The sequence below is a fragment of the Allobosea sp. genome (assembly GCF_030695125.1).
Classification (GTDB): Bacteria; Pseudomonadota; Alphaproteobacteria; order Rhizobiales; family Beijerinckiaceae; genus Allobosea.
Window position 1 is genome coordinate 215,430 of the sequence record NZ_JAUYTP010000008.1, and the last position, 15,869, is coordinate 231,298.

The 15,869-nt window shown below is 69.0% G+C and carries 12 protein-coding genes; 6 read left to right on the forward strand and 6 right to left on the reverse strand.

The window, feature by feature from the left end; translation table 11 throughout:
* Nucleotides 1-214: 214 nt before the first annotated feature.
* From ileS to Q8S38_RS02290, 5 genes are all read left to right on the forward strand, one after another.
* On the forward strand, nucleotides 215-3,187 hold the full coding sequence (gene ileS / locus Q8S38_RS02270) for an isoleucine--tRNA ligase (RefSeq protein ID WP_305678789.1): 2,973 nt from the start codon (nucleotides 215-217) through the stop codon (nucleotides 3,185-3,187).
* Nucleotides 3,184-3,666 (forward strand): signal peptidase II, encoded by a 483-nt coding sequence (gene lspA / locus Q8S38_RS02275; protein ID WP_305678790.1) that lies wholly within the window; start codon nucleotides 3,184-3,186, stop codon nucleotides 3,664-3,666. Before ileS ends, lspA begins: the two co-directional genes overlap by 4 nt.
* A gap of 73 nt (nucleotides 3,667-3,739) precedes the next feature.
* Nucleotides 3,740-4,381 (forward strand): hypothetical protein, encoded by a 642-nt coding sequence (locus Q8S38_RS02280; protein WP_305678791.1) that lies wholly within the window; start codon nucleotides 3,740-3,742, stop codon nucleotides 4,379-4,381.
* Nucleotides 4,382-4,585: 204 nt separating this feature from the next.
* Entirely contained in the window at nucleotides 4,586-5,887 is a 1,302-nt protein-coding gene (locus Q8S38_RS02285) for a M16 family metallopeptidase (RefSeq protein ID WP_305678911.1), read from the forward strand.
* A 75-nt stretch (nucleotides 5,888-5,962) separates the two neighbouring features.
* On the forward strand, nucleotides 5,963-7,258 hold the full coding sequence (locus tag Q8S38_RS02290; RefSeq protein WP_305678792.1) for a M16 family metallopeptidase: 1,296 nt from the start codon (nucleotides 5,963-5,965) through the stop codon (nucleotides 7,256-7,258).
* Nucleotides 7,259-7,358: 100 nt separating this feature from the next.
* Here Q8S38_RS02290 and Q8S38_RS02295 read toward each other — a convergent pair whose 3' ends face one another.
* Nucleotides 7,359-8,510: a peptidoglycan-binding domain-containing protein gene (locus tag Q8S38_RS02295; RefSeq protein ID WP_305678793.1), complete on the reverse strand. Its 1,152-nt coding sequence runs from the start codon at nucleotides 8,508-8,510 to the stop codon at nucleotides 7,359-7,361.
* Nucleotides 8,511-8,728: 218 nt separating this feature from the next.
* Between Q8S38_RS02295 and mutL the strand changes: the two genes are divergently transcribed.
* On the forward strand, nucleotides 8,729-10,534 hold the full coding sequence (gene mutL, locus Q8S38_RS02300) for a DNA mismatch repair endonuclease MutL (RefSeq protein WP_305678794.1): 1,806 nt from the start codon (nucleotides 8,729-8,731) through the stop codon (nucleotides 10,532-10,534).
* Nucleotides 10,535-10,543: 9 nt separating this feature from the next.
* Here mutL and Q8S38_RS02305 read toward each other — a convergent pair whose 3' ends face one another.
* The 5 genes from Q8S38_RS02305 to Q8S38_RS02325 form a co-directional block, all read right to left on the reverse strand.
* Nucleotides 10,544-10,918 carry a DUF2019 domain-containing protein gene (locus Q8S38_RS02305; RefSeq protein WP_067993736.1) on the reverse strand — a complete coding sequence of 125 codons (375 nt, stop codon included), beginning with the start codon at nucleotides 10,916-10,918 and terminating at the stop codon, nucleotides 10,544-10,546.
* The gene (locus tag Q8S38_RS02310; RefSeq protein WP_305678795.1) at nucleotides 10,915-11,664 is read right to left on the reverse strand and encodes a hypothetical protein; all 750 of its coding nucleotides are present in this window, start codon (nucleotides 11,662-11,664) and stop codon (nucleotides 10,915-10,917) included. Before Q8S38_RS02310 ends, Q8S38_RS02305 begins: the two co-directional genes overlap by 4 nt.
* A 102-nt stretch (nucleotides 11,665-11,766) precedes the next feature.
* Complete coding sequence (locus Q8S38_RS02315; RefSeq protein WP_305678796.1) at nucleotides 11,767-12,672, reverse strand: DMT family transporter; 906 nt, start codon at nucleotides 12,670-12,672, stop codon at nucleotides 11,767-11,769.
* Between the two features lie 83 nt (nucleotides 12,673-12,755).
* Nucleotides 12,756-13,322: a 16S rRNA (guanine(966)-N(2))-methyltransferase RsmD gene (rsmD, locus tag Q8S38_RS02320; protein ID WP_305678797.1), complete on the reverse strand. Its 567-nt coding sequence runs from the start codon at nucleotides 13,320-13,322 to the stop codon at nucleotides 12,756-12,758.
* Nucleotides 13,323-13,498: 176 nt separating this feature from the next.
* Nucleotides 13,499-15,793 (reverse strand): pseudouridine synthase, encoded by a 2,295-nt coding sequence (locus tag Q8S38_RS02325; RefSeq protein ID WP_305678798.1) that lies wholly within the window; start codon nucleotides 15,791-15,793, stop codon nucleotides 13,499-13,501.
* Between the last annotated feature and the right edge of the window lie 76 nt (nucleotides 15,794-15,869).

Genomic DNA, 15,869 nt, shown 5'->3' on the forward strand with positions numbered 1-15,869 from the left:
GCGCCAACCATTTTGATCTAGAAGCCGGTCATGAGCATATTCCGCGATAGGCCCCTCATTCCGCTCCGGCGAATTACGGGCCCGGCTGCCGCCCCGCGCTAGGCGCGGGCGCTCGCGCAAGCCGGGTGACCGTCGCTTTTCTATTCAGTTTCACCGCGGACAGCGCCACGCCAAACGATGATGGCAGGCCAGCCCGCCTTGCCCGAGCCGGACCATGACCGACAAGACCGACGCGACCGACTATTCCCAGACTTTGTTCCTGCCCCAGACCGAGTTCCCGATGCGGGCCGGCCTGCCGCAGCGCGAGCCGGAATTGCTCGCCCGCTGGGCCAGGATGGACCTCTACCGCAAGCTGCGCGAGGCCGGCAAAGGCCGCGACCGCTTCGTGCTGCATGACGGCCCGCCCTACGCCAACGGCAACATCCATATCGGCCATGCGCTCAACAAGGTCCTGAAGGACCTCGTCACGCGCTCGCAGCAGATGCTGGGCTTCGATTCCAACTACGTCCCGGGCTGGGACTGCCACGGCCTGCCGATCGAGTGGAAGATCGAGGAGCAGTACCGCGCCAAGGGGCTGAACAAGGACGACGTCGACGTCGTCGAGTTCCGCAAGGAATGCCGTACCTTCGCCGAGCACTGGGTCTCGGTCCAGCGCGAGGAGTTCAAGCGGCTCGGCGTCGAGGGCGACTGGGACGATCCCTACCTGACCATGGCCTACCCGGCCGAGGCGCAGATTGCCCGCGAGATCATGAAATTCGCCGAGACCGGCCAGCTCTATCGCGGCTCCAAGCCGGTGATGTGGTCGGTCGTCGAGAAGACCGCCTTAGCCGAGGCCGAGGTCGAGTATGAGGAGCACACCAGCGACACGGTGTTCGTGGCGTTTCCGTTGGTTGAACGACTTGTCGAAGGGAAGAAGCTCCCGCTGAGCGATCGCACGCTTGGCACCAAAATCGTTATCTGGACGACGACTCCTTGGACGATCCCGGGGAACCGTGCGATCTCGTTTTCATCGAAATTGCTATATGTCCAGATCGAGGTGACAGACGCCCCAGAGGGAAATTGGGCGAAGGTTGGCGATCGCTACATCGTAGCGTCCAGTCTCGTCGAATCATTCGCAAAAGCGGCCAAGATCGCTGCTTGGAAAAACGTTGGTGGCGACGCCAGTACCGGCCTTGATGGACTCGTTGCCGCCCACCCCCTGCGCGGCCACGGCTACGACTTCGACGTGCCCCTGCTCGATGGCGACCATGTCACCGACGATGCCGGCACCGGCTTCGTCCACACCGCGCCCGGCCATGGCCGCGAGGACTTCGACGTCTGGATGAGCAATGGCCGCCAACTGGCCGAGCGCGGCATCGAGACCCGCATCCCCTACACCGTCGACGCCGATGGCCGCTTCACCAAGGACGCGCCGGGCTTCGAGGGCGCGCAGGTCATCACGGACAAGGGCGAGAAGGGCAACGCCAACGAGGTCGTCATCAAGGCGCTCGCGGCGTCGGGCAATCTCGTCGCGCGCGGCCGGCTCAAGCACCAGTATCCGCATAGCTGGCGCTCGAAGAAGCCGGTGATCTTCCGCAACACGCCGCAATGGTTCATCGCCATGGACAAGGCGGTCGATACGCTCGGCAACCGCACCCTGCGCGAGGTCGCGCTCGGCGCGATCAAGGACACCCAATGGGTCCCTGCCGCCGGCGAGAACCGCATCAACGGCATGATCGCCAACCGCCCCGACTGGGTGGTTTCGCGCCAGCGCGCCTGGGGCGTGCCGATCACCGTCTTCGTCGAGAAGGAGAGCAAGGAGATCCTGGTCGATGCGAAGGTGAACGCCGCCATCGCCGAGGCCTTCGAGCTCGAGGGCGCCGATGCCTGGTTCACCGACACCGACGGCGCTCGCTTCCTGAAGCCCTTCGGCTACGACCCGGCGCATTACGAGCGCGTCACCGACGTGCTCGACGTCTGGTTCGATTCAGGCTCGACCCATGCCTTCACCCTGGAGAAGCGCGCCGATCTGCGCGCGCGTCGTCGCGGTGACGGCGGCAATGACCGGGTGATGTATCTCGAAGGCTCGGACCAGCATCGCGGCTGGTTCCACTCTTCGCTGCTCGAAAGCTGCGGCACGCGCGGGCGCGCTCCTTACGACATCGTGCTGACGCACGGCTTCTGCCTCGACGAGAAGGGCGAGAAGATGTCGAAGTCCAAGGGCAACGTCACCGCCCCGCAGGACATCATCAAGGATTCAGGCGCCGACATCCTGCGCCTCTGGGTCGCTGCGGCGGACTATTCCGACGATCTGCGCATCGGCAAGGAGATCCTCAAGACCTTCGTCGAGACCTATCGCAAGCTGCGCAACACGATGCGCTGGATGCTCGGCACGCTCGCCCATTTCAGCGAGGACACCCGCGTCTCCGAAATCCAGACCATGCCCGAGCTGGAGCGGCTGATGCTGCATCGGCTCGCCGAGATCGGCCCGCAGGTCGAGGAGGCCTATCGCACCTACGACTACAAGAAGGTCGTGACGCTGCTCTCGCAGTTCATGAACACCGAACTCTCGGCCTTCTATTTCGACGTCCGCAAGGACGCGCTCTATTGCGACCCGCTGTCGAGCCATGTCCGCAAGAGCGCGCTCACCGTCGTCGACCATCTCTTCCGCTGCCTGACGACCTGGCTCGCGCCGATCCTGGTGTTCACCGCCGAGGAAGCCTGGCTGGAGCGTTATCCGGAGCAGAAGACGTTGGACGGCTCGGTCCATCTCGAACTCTTCGCGCAGGCCCCGGCCGCCTGGCTCGATTCCGAGCTGGCCGAGCGCTGGAGCAAGATCCGTAGGGTTCGCCGCGTCGTCACCGGCGCGCTCGAGCTGGAGCGCGCGGCCAAGCGGCTGGGTTCCTCGCTGGAAGCCGCCCCGCAGGTCTTCGTCTCCGATCCGGACCTTCTCGCCGCGCTGTCGGGGGCCGATCTCGCCGAGATCAGCATCACCTCCGCCATCCGCGTCGAGAACGGGGAAGGGCCGGCCGAGGCCGTCCGCCTGCCCGACGTTCCCGGCGTCGCGGTCGTCCCGCACCGTGCCGACGGCGTCAAATGCGCCCGCTCCTGGAAGTATTTCGACCCCGCGACGGCCGATGCCGCCTATCCGACGGTGACGCCGCGCGATGCCAAGGCGCTGCGCGAACTCGGCCGGGGGGCGGCATGACCTCCGCCCGCCGCCTCGGTCTCGCGGTCGTCCTGGTCGTCTTCCTCGCCGATCAGGCGCTCAAGCTCTGGCTGCTCTTCGGCCTGCGTCTGGCCGAGACCGGGCCGTTTGCCGTGACGCCGTTCATGAACATCGTGCTCGCCTGGAACCGCGGCATTTCCTACGGCCTGTTCCAGCAGCACAGCGACATCGGCCGCTGGGGCCTCGTGGTCATCTCGATCGTCGCCGCGATCTGGCTGGGGCGCTGGATGTGGCGCGAGGAGCGGCCCTTGACCGTGATCGGCCTGGCCCTGATCGTCGGTGGTGCGCTCGGCAATGGGCTGGATCGCGCCGTCTATGGCGCCGTCGTCGACTTCGTCCATCTGCATTGGGGCAGCTTCAGCTGGTACATCTTTAACATTGCCGATGCGGCCATCGTTGTCGGGGTGGTCGCGCTGCTGTATGAGTCCTTCCGCCCGGGCGCGGAAACGCCGGCATAAGGTCGGCTTTGCCATCGTTTTGCCGTTCGTCTGAGGTTATACGGGGAAGCGATATCCCCGAGGGAGATTTGACATGGCTCACCGCATCCGCGTGACGCATCTGCTGCTGGCCGGAGGCCTCGTGCTTGCGGCCCAGCCCGCGCTGGCTCAGGAGGGCATGCTCTTCAAGAACCTCATGGAAGGCGTCATCGGCGGCCGCCCGGGCGACGACATCGAATACCGTCAGCGCCCGCCGCTGGTCGTGCCGCCGAACTCGACCCTGCCGCGTCCGCAGGCGCCGGCGAGCAGCCGCAACGCCGCCTGGCCCAACGATCCCGACGTGGCCGCCCGCCGTGCGGAAGCCGCGGGCGCGCGCGTTCCGGTGTCGAACCCCAACTGGCGCAACAATCCGATTCTCAGCCAGCAAGAGCTGCGCCGCGGCCGCACGACCCGCGATGCGGGCCGGCCCGAGGTCGCCGAGGATCACAACAACTACAACAACCAGATCGCGCCGATCCGCGTCGGCCGCGAACTCGCCAGCCGCCAGAACCAGACCGCGCTCGACCAGTTGACCTATGGCTCCGAGCCGCCACGTCGGACGCTGGCGGAGCCGCCGGTCGGTTATCGCCTGCCCGCCGGCACGGCGCCGGTCGGCCCCGGTCAGGGCGGCCCTGTCGAGGATCGGCAGGCGGTCGGCCAGCGCGAATTCCTGACCGGTCAGATCCCGATGCAGTGACGGTCGATGCCGGAGTCGTGACCGCCTGGCGGTCCGGCTCCGTCCATCCTGTGAGGGGCGGCTCTGGCGTTTGGCGCCCGGCCGCCTTATTTCGTTCGAGGGACATCGGGCGAGCGTCCTTCGCTTGCGCCGCCCTTCCCGGAAAGCATCCGACCGGCGCGTCGCCGCGACCCTGCACATCATTGGAGACGGCCTCAGGTGAACATGCATTCGCAGCCGAGCCACGCCGCGCAGCCCCCGGCCTCTCAACCGGTCGAGTCCTTCCGCCTCGCCAACGGCATGGACGTGGTGGTGATCGCCGACCGGCGCGCCCCGGTCGTCACGCATATGGTCTGGTATCGCAACGGCTCGGCCGATGATCCGGCGGGCAAGTCCGGCATCGCGCATTTCCTCGAGCATCTGATGTTCAAGGGCACGGCCAAATGGCCGGCCGGCGAGTTCTCCAAGATCGTCGCCGGCTTCGGCGGGCAGGAAAACGCCTTCACCTCCTTCGACTACACCGCCTATTTCCAGCGCGTGCCGAAGGAGCATCTGCGCGCGATGATGGATTACGAGGCCGACCGGATGACGGGCCTCGCCTTCGACGAGAGCGTCGTGGGCCCCGAGCGCGACGTCGTGCTCGAAGAGCGCAAGATGCGCGTCGATTCCGACCCCGCCGCCCAGCTCGGCGAGGAGTTCTCCTCCGCGCTCTTCGTGCATCACCCCTATGGCACGCCGATCATCGGCTGGGAGCACGAGATCGAGGAGCTCAACCGCGACGACGCCTTCGCCTATTACCAGCGCTTCTACACGCCGGAGAACGCCATCCTCGTCGTCGCCGGCGACACCGATGCGCAGACCGTGCGCAGCCTCGCCGAGGCGACTTATGGCGCCATTCCCGCGCGCGGGGAGACGCCGCTGCGCAAGCGCCCCGCCGAGCCCGATCCGCGTGCCGCGCGCCGGGTGTCGCTGAGCGATCCGCGCGTGCGCCAGCCCTCGCTGCGCCGCGGCTGGCTGACGCCGACCTATCTGTCGGGCGAGGCCGGCGAGGTCTTCGCGCTTGAGATCGCAGCCGAGATCCTCGGCGGCGGCACCACCTCGCGGCTCTACCGCAAGCTCTGCGTCGAGCAGGAACTGGCCGCGGGCGCCAGCGCCTATTTCATGGGCTCGATGGTCGATCGCGCCGCCTTCCAGGTCTCCGTCAGCCCGCGCCCCGGCGTCGAGATGGCGGCGCTCGAAGCGGGGCTCGATGCGGCGCTCGCCGCCTTCCTGGCCGACGGTCCCAGCGAACTCGAACTCGCCCGCGCCCGCACCCGCCTCGTCGCCGAGACGATCTTCGCCCGCGACAGCCAGTCCTCGCTGGCGCGCATCTTCGGGGCGTCGCTGGCCGTCGGCGAAACCGTCGAGGACGTGCTGGCCTGGCCGGCGCGGATCGAGGCGGTGCCGCGTGAGGCCGTCGTCGAGGCCGCCCGCCGCTATCTGCGCCCCGATCGCTGCGTCACCGGCCTGCTCCTGCCCGTGGCCTGAGCCGGCCGCATCCTTTTCTCGACAGGGCAGGGCGCCCTTCCGCCAACGGATTGCCGCCCGCCGTCAGGACATGACATGAACGCTCCCGTCCCCGTCGCCGCCACCAGCCTGGCCGGTCCCTCGGTCGCCATCCAGAAGGTGCGCTCGGCGCTGGGCGTCGAAGCCTGGCTGGTCGAGGAGCACAGCCTGCCGCTGATCGCGGTCGATTTCGCCTTCGACGGCGGCGCGACGCGCGACCCCGACAACGCCGCCGGCAGCGCCTATCTGATCTCCGGCCTGCTCGACGAGGGCGCAGGCGATCTCGACGCCGAGGCCTTCCACGGCAAGCTCGCCGACCATGCGATCAGCCTGGGCTTCGACGCCCGCCGCGACGATTTCCACGGCCATCTCCAGACGCTCTCGAGCCATCGCGACACGGCCTTCGATCTGCTGTCGCTCGCCGTCAACGCGCCGCGTTTCGATGCCGACGCCGTCGAGCGGGTGAAGGGGCAGGTCATTTCTGGGCTGCAGCGCCAGGCGCAGAACCCCGAGACGCTCTGCCGCAACGCGCTCTATGCGGCAGCCTTCGCCGGCCACCCCTATGCCCGCCCGGAAAAGGGCGATGTCGACAGCGTCTCGCGGCTGGAGGCCGACGCGCTGAAGGGGCTCTCCCGCAACCTGCTCGCCCGCGCCGGGCTGAAGATCGTCGTCGTCGGCGACATCACGGCGCAGGAACTCTCCCGCCGGCTCGACCAGATCTTCGGTGCGCTGCCGGAAGGGCTTCCGCGCGCCCTGCCGCGCGAGCCTCTGCCGATCCAGGGGCTGGGCCAGACCCACACCATCGATCTCGATGTGCCGCAGACCGTGCTGCGCTTCGTCGGCCCCGGCCTGATGCGGCACGATCCCGATTTCATCGCCGGCAGCGTGCTGAACCACATCCTCGGCGGTTCGGCCTTCACCTCGCGGCTGTTCATGGAGGTCCGCGAGAAGCGCGGCCTCGCCTATGGCGTCTCGTCGAGCCTGATGCCGCTGCGCGAGAGCGCCATGCTGGTCGGCGGCACTGCCACCAAGAACGAGCGCGCCGCCGAATCGATGAGCGTCATCCGCGAGGAGATGGCCAAGCTGGCCGATGAGGGGCCGAGCGAGCACGAGGTCGCCGAGGCCAAGCGCTACATCATCGGCTCCTACCCGCTGCGCTTCGACACCTCGCCCAAGATCGCCTCGGAACTGCTGGGTCTGGCGACCAACGGCTTCGAGCCGGAGTTCCTCGCCGAGCGCAACCGGCTCTTCGACGCCGTGACGCTGGCCGACGTCAAGCGCGTGGCGGAACGCCTCTTCGGCGACCCGCGCCTGCTCGTTCAGGCGGTGGGCCGGCCGGTCGGGCTGGTGTGATCTCACGGTCGATCACATCTGCCACGATCCCGGCAAGCAGCCGGTTTCTCGTTGTCCGCTTGCGTCTCGCGCCGGCTTTCGGGCCGGCCATGCCTGCGGTTCAGCTCATGAAGTTCTCCCAGATGAAGTCGCCGATCTTGTCGCCGGCATAGGCATCCAGCATGTCGCTCCACTCGACGAAAACGTTTAGCGGCGTTTTCCGCATGCGACCGACAAGTGCATTCAGCTTGCTCGCATCCAGTTCCCTCTTCTGGAACGAAATGAAGATTGTCTCGCCGATGGTCACGAGGGAATCGATGCCAGTCTTGCCGGCCCCAATCGGGTTCACCGCGTTGAGATAGCGGAACAGGTTGACCATGATCGGGTTCGCCCTCAGGCTCGGTGCGTAGTCAAAAGCGAGGCCCTGTATGCCATCGATGACGGCGGCCCAAGGCTGGCTCATGCCCATTGCCGTTCCATAGACTTCAGCCAGAGCCGGGCCATAACGGCCATTCCGCGCATGATTGATGACTTCCATCGCGCAGACTGCAACGCCTAGAACGTTCAGGACCTTGCCGATTCTGCCCAGCCTCTTGATTGCGGTTGCAAATGCCGGGAGATCCTTGGCATCCTTCAAAAGTTGTTGAAGAAACTTGAGCTTGCAGAGCCGCGAATTTGCATAGTCCTTGAACACGTTGAAGATCATCTGAGCATCGGAATCTATTGCACCCATGCTTTTGATCGCATAACCGAACTCAGCGGCCCACTGCACGGAACCGATACCGTTCATGATGTTCTTGAAGTGCGGGAACCATTGGTCCTGAACGATCATGTCGATGACCGCGAGCGCGACAGGCGAGCCGGCGCCCGCGGCGGACTGGCGCATGGCGTCGATCACCAGTTTCTCGTTGTTAGATGCTCCTGCGGGATACTGTCCGCCCCCGGCGACCGGTGTCCCTGGCGCGGGTGTGGCCCCCGGTTTTTTGGCAGCACCCGACCACTTGACCATGGAAGCAACGTCGTTCAGCGCCTTGAGAGTGGCTCCACCCGCATCGACCTTCGCATCCGGCTGGGCAACGCCCATCGCATTCTGCTGGAAATCGAGGATCATCTTCTCGGTTTTTGGGCCGCTGCGACCATCGACCACCAGCGGAACGCGCGGCGGCATCATGAGCACGTTCAGGCGCGACTGGATCGCGCGGACGTCGTTCGCGTCGTTTCTGGCCTTCCAGCCAACACTGCCGCGAAGCGTGATGATGTGAAGCCCGGCCATGTGGGTTCTCCTCGGTTGGCATCTGCCATGGCCAGACGATAGGCTCCGCGTCGGAGGTGGGCAGTTCCGCAGGGAACAGGCTGGGGTCGTCTTAAGCCTTTCCGCTTGCTCCTCGCGATGAGGGCTGAGAGAGAGGCGCATACGCCGCACCCACCCGTTATCCTGCGCCTCGCGGCAGCACCCGATTCGCCGCCTCCGCATCTCGCCCCGGAACCCGAATGCCCGTCCGCCGTCTCGATCCCGTCCTGGTCGACCGCATCGCCGCCGGCGAGGTGATCGAGCGGCCGGCTGCGGCGGTGAAGGAGCTGGTCGAGAACGCCATCGACGCGGGCGCGCGCGCCATCGCGGTGACCATCGCGGCGGGTGGGCGCGAACTCATCCGCGTCGTCGATGACGGCGCTGGCATGACGCCCGACGATCTCGCCCTCGCCGTCGAGCGCCACGCCACGTCGAAACTCCCCGATAGCGATCTCTTCGCGATCCGCTCGCTCGGCTTCCGCGGCGAGGCACTGCCCTCGATCGGCTCGGTCGCACGGCTCTCCATCGCCACCCGCCGCCATGACGCAGCCCAGGGCTCGGGCCTCGTCGTCGAGGCAGGCGAGAAGGGCGTCGTCCGCCCCGTCGCGGCAGCGCCCGGCACCCGCATCGAGGTCAGCGATCTCTTTGCCTTTACCCCCGCCCGCCTCAAATTCCTGAAGAGCGACCGCGCCGAGGCACAGGCCGTCTCGGAGATGCTGCGGCGCCTCGGCATCGCCCATCCGGCGATCCGGTTTTCGCTGGAGGGCGAACATGTCTCGCCCTTCGACTGGCCGGCCGAGGCGGTCGGCGATGATGGCCGCTTGCGCCGGCTCGGTCGCGCCCTCGGGCGCGACTTCCCCGAGAATGCGCTGCGGCTCGATGCGGCGCGCGAGGGCTTTCATGTCACCGGCTTCGCCGGGCTGCCGACCTTCCATCGCGGCACCTCGGCTGGCGTCCATCTCGCCGTCAACGGCCGCCCGGTGCGCGACAAGCTGCTGCTCTCGGCGGTGCGCGGCGCCTATGCCGATGTCGTGCCGTCAGACCGCCACCCGGTGCTGTTCCTCGACGTCGGCTGCGATCCACGCCTCGTCGACGTCAACGTCCACCCGGCCAAGAGCGAAGTCCGCTTCCGCGATCCCGCCCTGGTCCGTGGCCTGGTCGTCTCCGGGCTGAAGGCGGCGCTGGCCGAGGCAGGCCATCGCGCCACCACGACAGGCGGCGCGCGCACGCTCGAGGCCTTCCGCGCGGTGTTTGCCGGCGCCGGCCAGGGATCGTCGCTGCGGCGCCCCGATCTGCCCGCCGCGCCCGCCTGGTCCGCCGCCGCGCGCGGCTTCGAATCGCCGCCGCAGGCGGGTTTCGCCGAATTTTCGGCCTCCTCGGCCGATGCGCGCGCGCATCTGAGCGAGGCCACGGCAGACGCGCTCGACCGGCCGCTCGGCGCGGCCCGGGCCCAGCTCCACGAGACCTATATCGTCGCCCAGACGCGCGAGGGCATCGTCATCGTCGACCAGCACGCCGCCCATGAGCGGCTCGTCTATGAGCGCCTCAAGGCCGAGCGCGCCCGCAGCGGCATCGCCACGCAGCCTCTGCTCCTGCCCGAGGTGGTCGAACTCGACCCCGTCGACGCCGACCGGCTGAACGCGGCGAGCGAGGATCTGGCGACGCTCGGCTTGAGGCTGGAGCCCTTCGGGCCGGGCGCGGTGCTGGTCCGCGAGGCGCCCCAGCAGCTCGCCGGCGGCAACCTCCAGAAGCTCGTCCGCGACGTCGCCGACGCGCTGGCCGAGCATGGAACCGCCGGTTCGCTGGAACGCCGGCTCGACCATGTCCTGGCGACGATGGCCTGCCACAACTCCGTCCGCGCCGGCCGTCGGCTCCGCCCCGAGGAGATGGACGCGCTGCTGCGCGAAATGGAGATCACGCCCAATTCCGGCCAGTGCAACCACGGTCGGCCGACCTATGTCGAACTCAAACTCGCCGATATCGAGCGGCTGTTCGGGCGACGGTGAGGGGGCGGCTCAGCTCGGGCGGAAAAACCCGGTGTCGATGTTTTCCAGCGAAATTCCCGCGTCGCCAGCCTGAGGATACCATTTTGAATCGACAATGGCCTGCATCTCGCGGCGTGCTGCGGGATAATCGACAGCGAGGTTGGCGCGAGCCGCGGACAGCCGGACCTGCATGTTGGGGTGACCGAATAGCGTCATAAGAAGGCGCCGTTGATCGCCTGGGCGGGACTTCAGCTCCATTTCGAGAGCGTGAACCCGCCAGACGATCCGGTTGACGCGGACAAGTTCATCCCGCTCCATCGCATCATACTGTTCGATGCAGAGTTGCTCGAAACGACGGACGATCTCGCCGTTCGACAGAGTTTTCAAGTCTTCTGGGCGCTTCATTCGAGGACTCCGAATCGGCGCATGGCCATCTGCCCGACGCGAACGTGCTCGGACCACTCGCGGCCACGAAGATAAACGCGCGGCGATTGCATGCCAAAGTCGGGATTTGGCTTGTTGTACCATCCTGTGATCTGATGGTGCTTGTAAGTCGGCACGCTGACGACATTATCGACACTGTCGAGCATCGAGCGCGGAAAGCCTTCACGCCCTCCCGCACCTTGCTCGACGATGTGATGGTCGTCATAACCCGGCCGCCGTTGCCCCGCCTGCTGCTGGAGTTCGGTGAGCGATTTTGGCGGATCCTGATAGGATCGGATCGATGGCCATTCGGAGTACAGCCAGTGGCCCGCCTCGAGGACTGTGATGACCGCGCCGATCGGGCCCGCTCGGCGGGCCGCCACGAGGGCGATCTGCCTGGCCAGGGCCTTGGCGGCCTGTGTCTTCGAGACCTTGTCCCTGGGCGGTTCTTTCGGAGGGTCGGGCGGGTCGAGCGAAGGCCCGCCATTGTCGCCGATGCCCGGCTGCCGGCCCTGCGCATAGCCCTCGACATATCGCCACCGTCCGCTTTCGCGGCCGTTGCCGCCGGGGATGCGCGGCTGATCCTCGCGGAAGCCGGCCTTCTCGACGAGCGCCTGCAGTCGCGCCAGCGCCCGCATCATCCGGTCGCCGGCGATCTGGCTCGCAAGCCGCCTGCGCTGCAGCGCGGCGCTTCGGGAACGCCAGTGATCTGGATAGGGAAGGGGCATCCGTGCGTCTGACCTCCGCGACGGATGCGAAGATCAGGCACGCGGAGCCTACCGGGGACAAGACGCCCCGCTTATCCCCGCGGCAGCCGGCGGCGCCGGGGTTCAGCCGGCTTCGGAGACGCCCCCCGCCTTCGCCCGCCCCGGGATCAGGATCGAGCCGGACGCCGCGATCACCAGCGCGAGGCCGAGCCAGTCGCTCGGCGTCGGGCGCTCGCCCAGCAGCAGCACCGAGCCGAGCACGCCGACTGCCGGCACCATCAGCGTGCCCAGGCTCGCGATGCCGGCCGGCAGCCTGGCGATCACCGTGAACCAGAGCACATAGGCCAGCGCCTGTGCGCCGAGGATGTGGAAGGCGAGCGCCGCAACCGTCCGCGCCTCCAACATCTTGGGCACCGGCACACCCTCGAAGACGAGCATGCCGAGCCCCCCAGTCGCGCCGCCGATCAGGAGCTGCCAGGCGGCGATCGTCAGCGCCGGCGCGCTCACCGGCCAGCGCTTGCTGACGATGGTGCCCAGCGCCCAGCTCACGCTCGCGATCAGTGCCAGCAGTAGGCCGAAGGAGAGGCCGCCACCGGCGATCAGGGGCAGGCCGAGGCAGGCCAGCCCCGCCATGCCCAGCCCGAGCCCGACCAGCCGCCGCCGGTCGATCGGCTCCGCCAGGCTGAAGCGCGCGAGCAGCGTCGCCCAGATCGGCATGGTGAAGGTCAGGATCGCCGCGCGCGAGGTCGGCGCGGCGAGCTGCGCGAAGGCGAGCAGGATGTTGAAGGCCGCGATCGACAACAGCCCGGCCACCGCCAGCCGCAGCCATTGCGCCCGCGGCACCGCCAGCGGCACGCCGCGCCCCAGCGCGACCGCGACGAGGAACAGCCCCGCGAAGGTCATGCCGCTCGCCCGCAGCGTCCAGGGCGCGATCTCGGTCAGCGCGATCCGCACCGCCGGCCAGTTGAAGCCCCAGAGCAGGCCCAGCAGCGGGACGAGCAGCAGCGAACGACTAGGCGGTTGCGACATCGTGCGACTATGCGCGGGCCGCCGCGCGCGGCGTCATGCGATTTCGGATGCGGCCCGATGCGTGATGGGCATTGGGCAGGCCGTCATGGTTGGCCCGCCTGCAGGATCAGCACCTGCGTCTCTCCGTAGTCGCGCCGCTCCAGCAATTCGAACCCGTCGGGCAGCGCGATCTCGACATCGCCGGCCTCCTCCAGCACCACCAGCGCCCCAGGCGCGAGCCAGCCGCCGTCGCGGGCGGAGATCAGCGCTTGCTCGCCGAGGCCCTTGCGATAGGGCGGGTCGCAGAACACGACCGCGAACGGGGCCATCGCCGAGATCGCGCCGAGCTTGGTCGCATCGCGCCGGAAGACGCGGCTGTGCCCAGCCAGTCCCAGCGCCATCTGGTTCTCGCGGATCAGGCCGCGCGCCTCGGTGCCGTCATCGACCAGCAGCGCGAAGGCGGCGCCGCGCGACAGCGCCTCGAAGCCGAGCGCCCCGGTCCCCGCGAAGAGATCGAGCACACGCGCGCCGTCGAGCGGGTCGTCATAGGCATGGGCGAGCACGTTGAAGAGGGATTCGCGCAGGCGGTCCGAGGTCGGACGGATGCTCCCGATCCCTGGCTTTGGGCCAGCCAGCGCCCGCCCGCGCAAACGTCCGCCGACGATCCGCATCGGTCAGACCTTGACGATGATGCGTGGAAACACGCCGTCATCCTGGGGCCACCGGAGGTCGTCCCGGGATCGATCGAAGGACGCGACGGAGCCCGATGATGGATCCCGGACGGCGCGGCTTTCGCCGCTTGTCCAGGATGACGGTGTGGTTTGGGCGACCATTGGGATCGATGCCCTCAGTCCCGCTTGCCGCCGGCGCGCGGGCCCTTGGAGCCGCCGCCGGGACGACCGCCGCTTGGGCGGCCACCGCCGGGACGCCCGCCACCGCCCGGCTTTCCGCCGAAGGGGCGACCGCCACCGGGCTTGCCACCGGGTTTGCCACCGAACGACCTGCCGCCACCCGGCTTGTCCCCGAAGGACTTGCCTCCGCTGCGCTCGCCGCTACGGCCCGCGGGCCGCTCGCTGGAGCGCGCCGCATAGCTGCGGGGCGCGCCGCCCGGCTTGTCGTCGAACCGGCGCGGCGGACGCTCGCCACCCTCGCGCGGAGCCCGCTCGGGCCTGTCGCCGCGGGGCGCGCGCTCGGGCCGCTCGCTGGAAGGACGGTCGCCATAGGGCCTGTCGCCGCCGGCTCTCTCGGGTCTCGGCGCCCGCGCGGGACGCTCAGTGCGCGGCCCGGCATCCTGCCAGGGCCGGTCCTGCGTGCGGTCGCGATCGCCGCCTTCGATGCGGGGGCGTCGGGCGGGGCGCTCGCCGCCGTTCGCCCGCTCCGGCGCACGAGGGCTGCGTGCCTCGGCCGCTGCCGCGCCGCGCTCGCTGCGCGGCAGCCGGTCGGGCCGTCGCTTGGGGTTCACGCCGTCGCGCGCCGGTCTTTCCGCGCGAGCCGGCCGTTCCGCACGCTCCTCGCGGGGTGCGGCGCCGACGCGCTCGACCAGCACGCGGCGGCCATTGGGATCGGCGATCGCCTTGTCGCGACGGCGGACCACCTCGCCGCCGGCCTCGCGGGTCTGGCGCTCGGCCTTGGGATCGGCGCCGCGGCGCGGGGCGGCCTTGCGCTCGCGCTGCGGCTCGGCTTCGGCATCGCGCCACACCGTGCGCTTCCACGGCTTGTCGCTGCGGTCGTCGAGCGAGGGCGTGCGCTTGGCGTCGCTCTGCCAGCGCTCGCGCTCGGGCTTGCCGTCGCGGTCGCCGCTCTCTCGCCGACGCGGGCGGTCGTCGCCGCTGGGCGGGCTGGGGGGGCGCGGGGGAGCCGCCGGCAGCTCGTCACGGCGCGGCGCCTCGAAATCGACGCCGGCCTTGGCCATCAGCTCCTCGCCGAGCTGGTCCTTGAGCACGCGCGAGCGGATCTCGTCGACCTCGCCCTCGGGCAGGTCGCCGAGCTGGAACGGCCCAAAGGACACCCGGATCAGCCGGTTCACGTCGAGGCCGAGATGCTCCAGCACCGTCTTGACCTCGCGGTTCTTGCCCTCGCGCAGATCGACCGTCAGCCAGGTGTTGGAGCCCTGCTGGCGCTCGAAGCGCGCCACGACAGGGCCGTAGGACACGCCGTCGATGGTGACGCCGTCGCGCAGCGTGTCGAGCCTGTCCTGTGTCACCGAGCCGAAGGCGCGCACGCGGTAGCGCCGCAGCCAGCCCGTCTCCGGCAGTTCCAGCATCCGCGCCAGCCCGCCATCATTGGTCAGCAGCAGCAGGCCTTCGGTGTTGATGTCGAGCCGCCCGATCGAGAGCACGCGCGGCAGATCCTCCGGCAGCGCCTCGAACACGGTCGAGCGGCCTTCGGGGTCATGGTTGGTCGTCACCAGCCCGCGGGGCTTGTGATAGAGCCACATCCGCGTGCGCTCGCGCGCCGGCAGCGGCTCGCCATCGATCAGCACCACATCGTCGGGGCCGATATCCCGCGCCGGGCTTTCCAGCACCCGGCCATTCACGGTGACGCGGCCCTCGAGGATGATCGCCTCGCTGTCGCGGCGCGAGGCGACGCCGGCGCGCGCCATCACCTTGGCGATGCGCTCGGGCTCCTGGATCAGCGAGGGCAGCAGCTTGGCGTCGGAGACCGGCGCGGGCGCCTCCTCGCGGGCCCGCCGCGGACGCGCGGGGCCGTCGGAGCGGGGTTTGTCGAAGCGCTTGGGTCCGGCGCCAGGTCTGCCCGGACGCTCACCGCCCGCACGCTCGCCACGCGGCGCAAAGCCCTCGCGCGGCGGGCGGCTCGAACTGCGCTCGCCCTCGGGGCGGGCCCGGAACGGACGCTCGGCGGCGCCTTCGCGGGGCGGTCTGCTGGAGCTGCGCTCGCCATCGGGACGGGCCGTGAACGGGCGCCCCGCGCCGTCGGCACGCGCAGGCCGTTCGGGCCCGTCGCTGCGGCCGCGGAACGGCTTGCGCTCGCCGCCGGCCGAGCCGCCCGCGCGCGGGCCCTTGCCGCCGAAGCCGCCGCCGCCGGGACCGCCGCGAGATCCGCCGCCACTGCCACCGCGACCGCCGCCGGTTCCGCCGCCCTTGCGCGGGCCCCGGCTTTTCTGATTGTTGTCGTCGCTCATGACTGCTCCTGAGCGTGCCGCGCCGAAAGTGCCAGGCACTTTCGCGAAAAGGTCAGCTCGAAATCTGTGTGTAGCC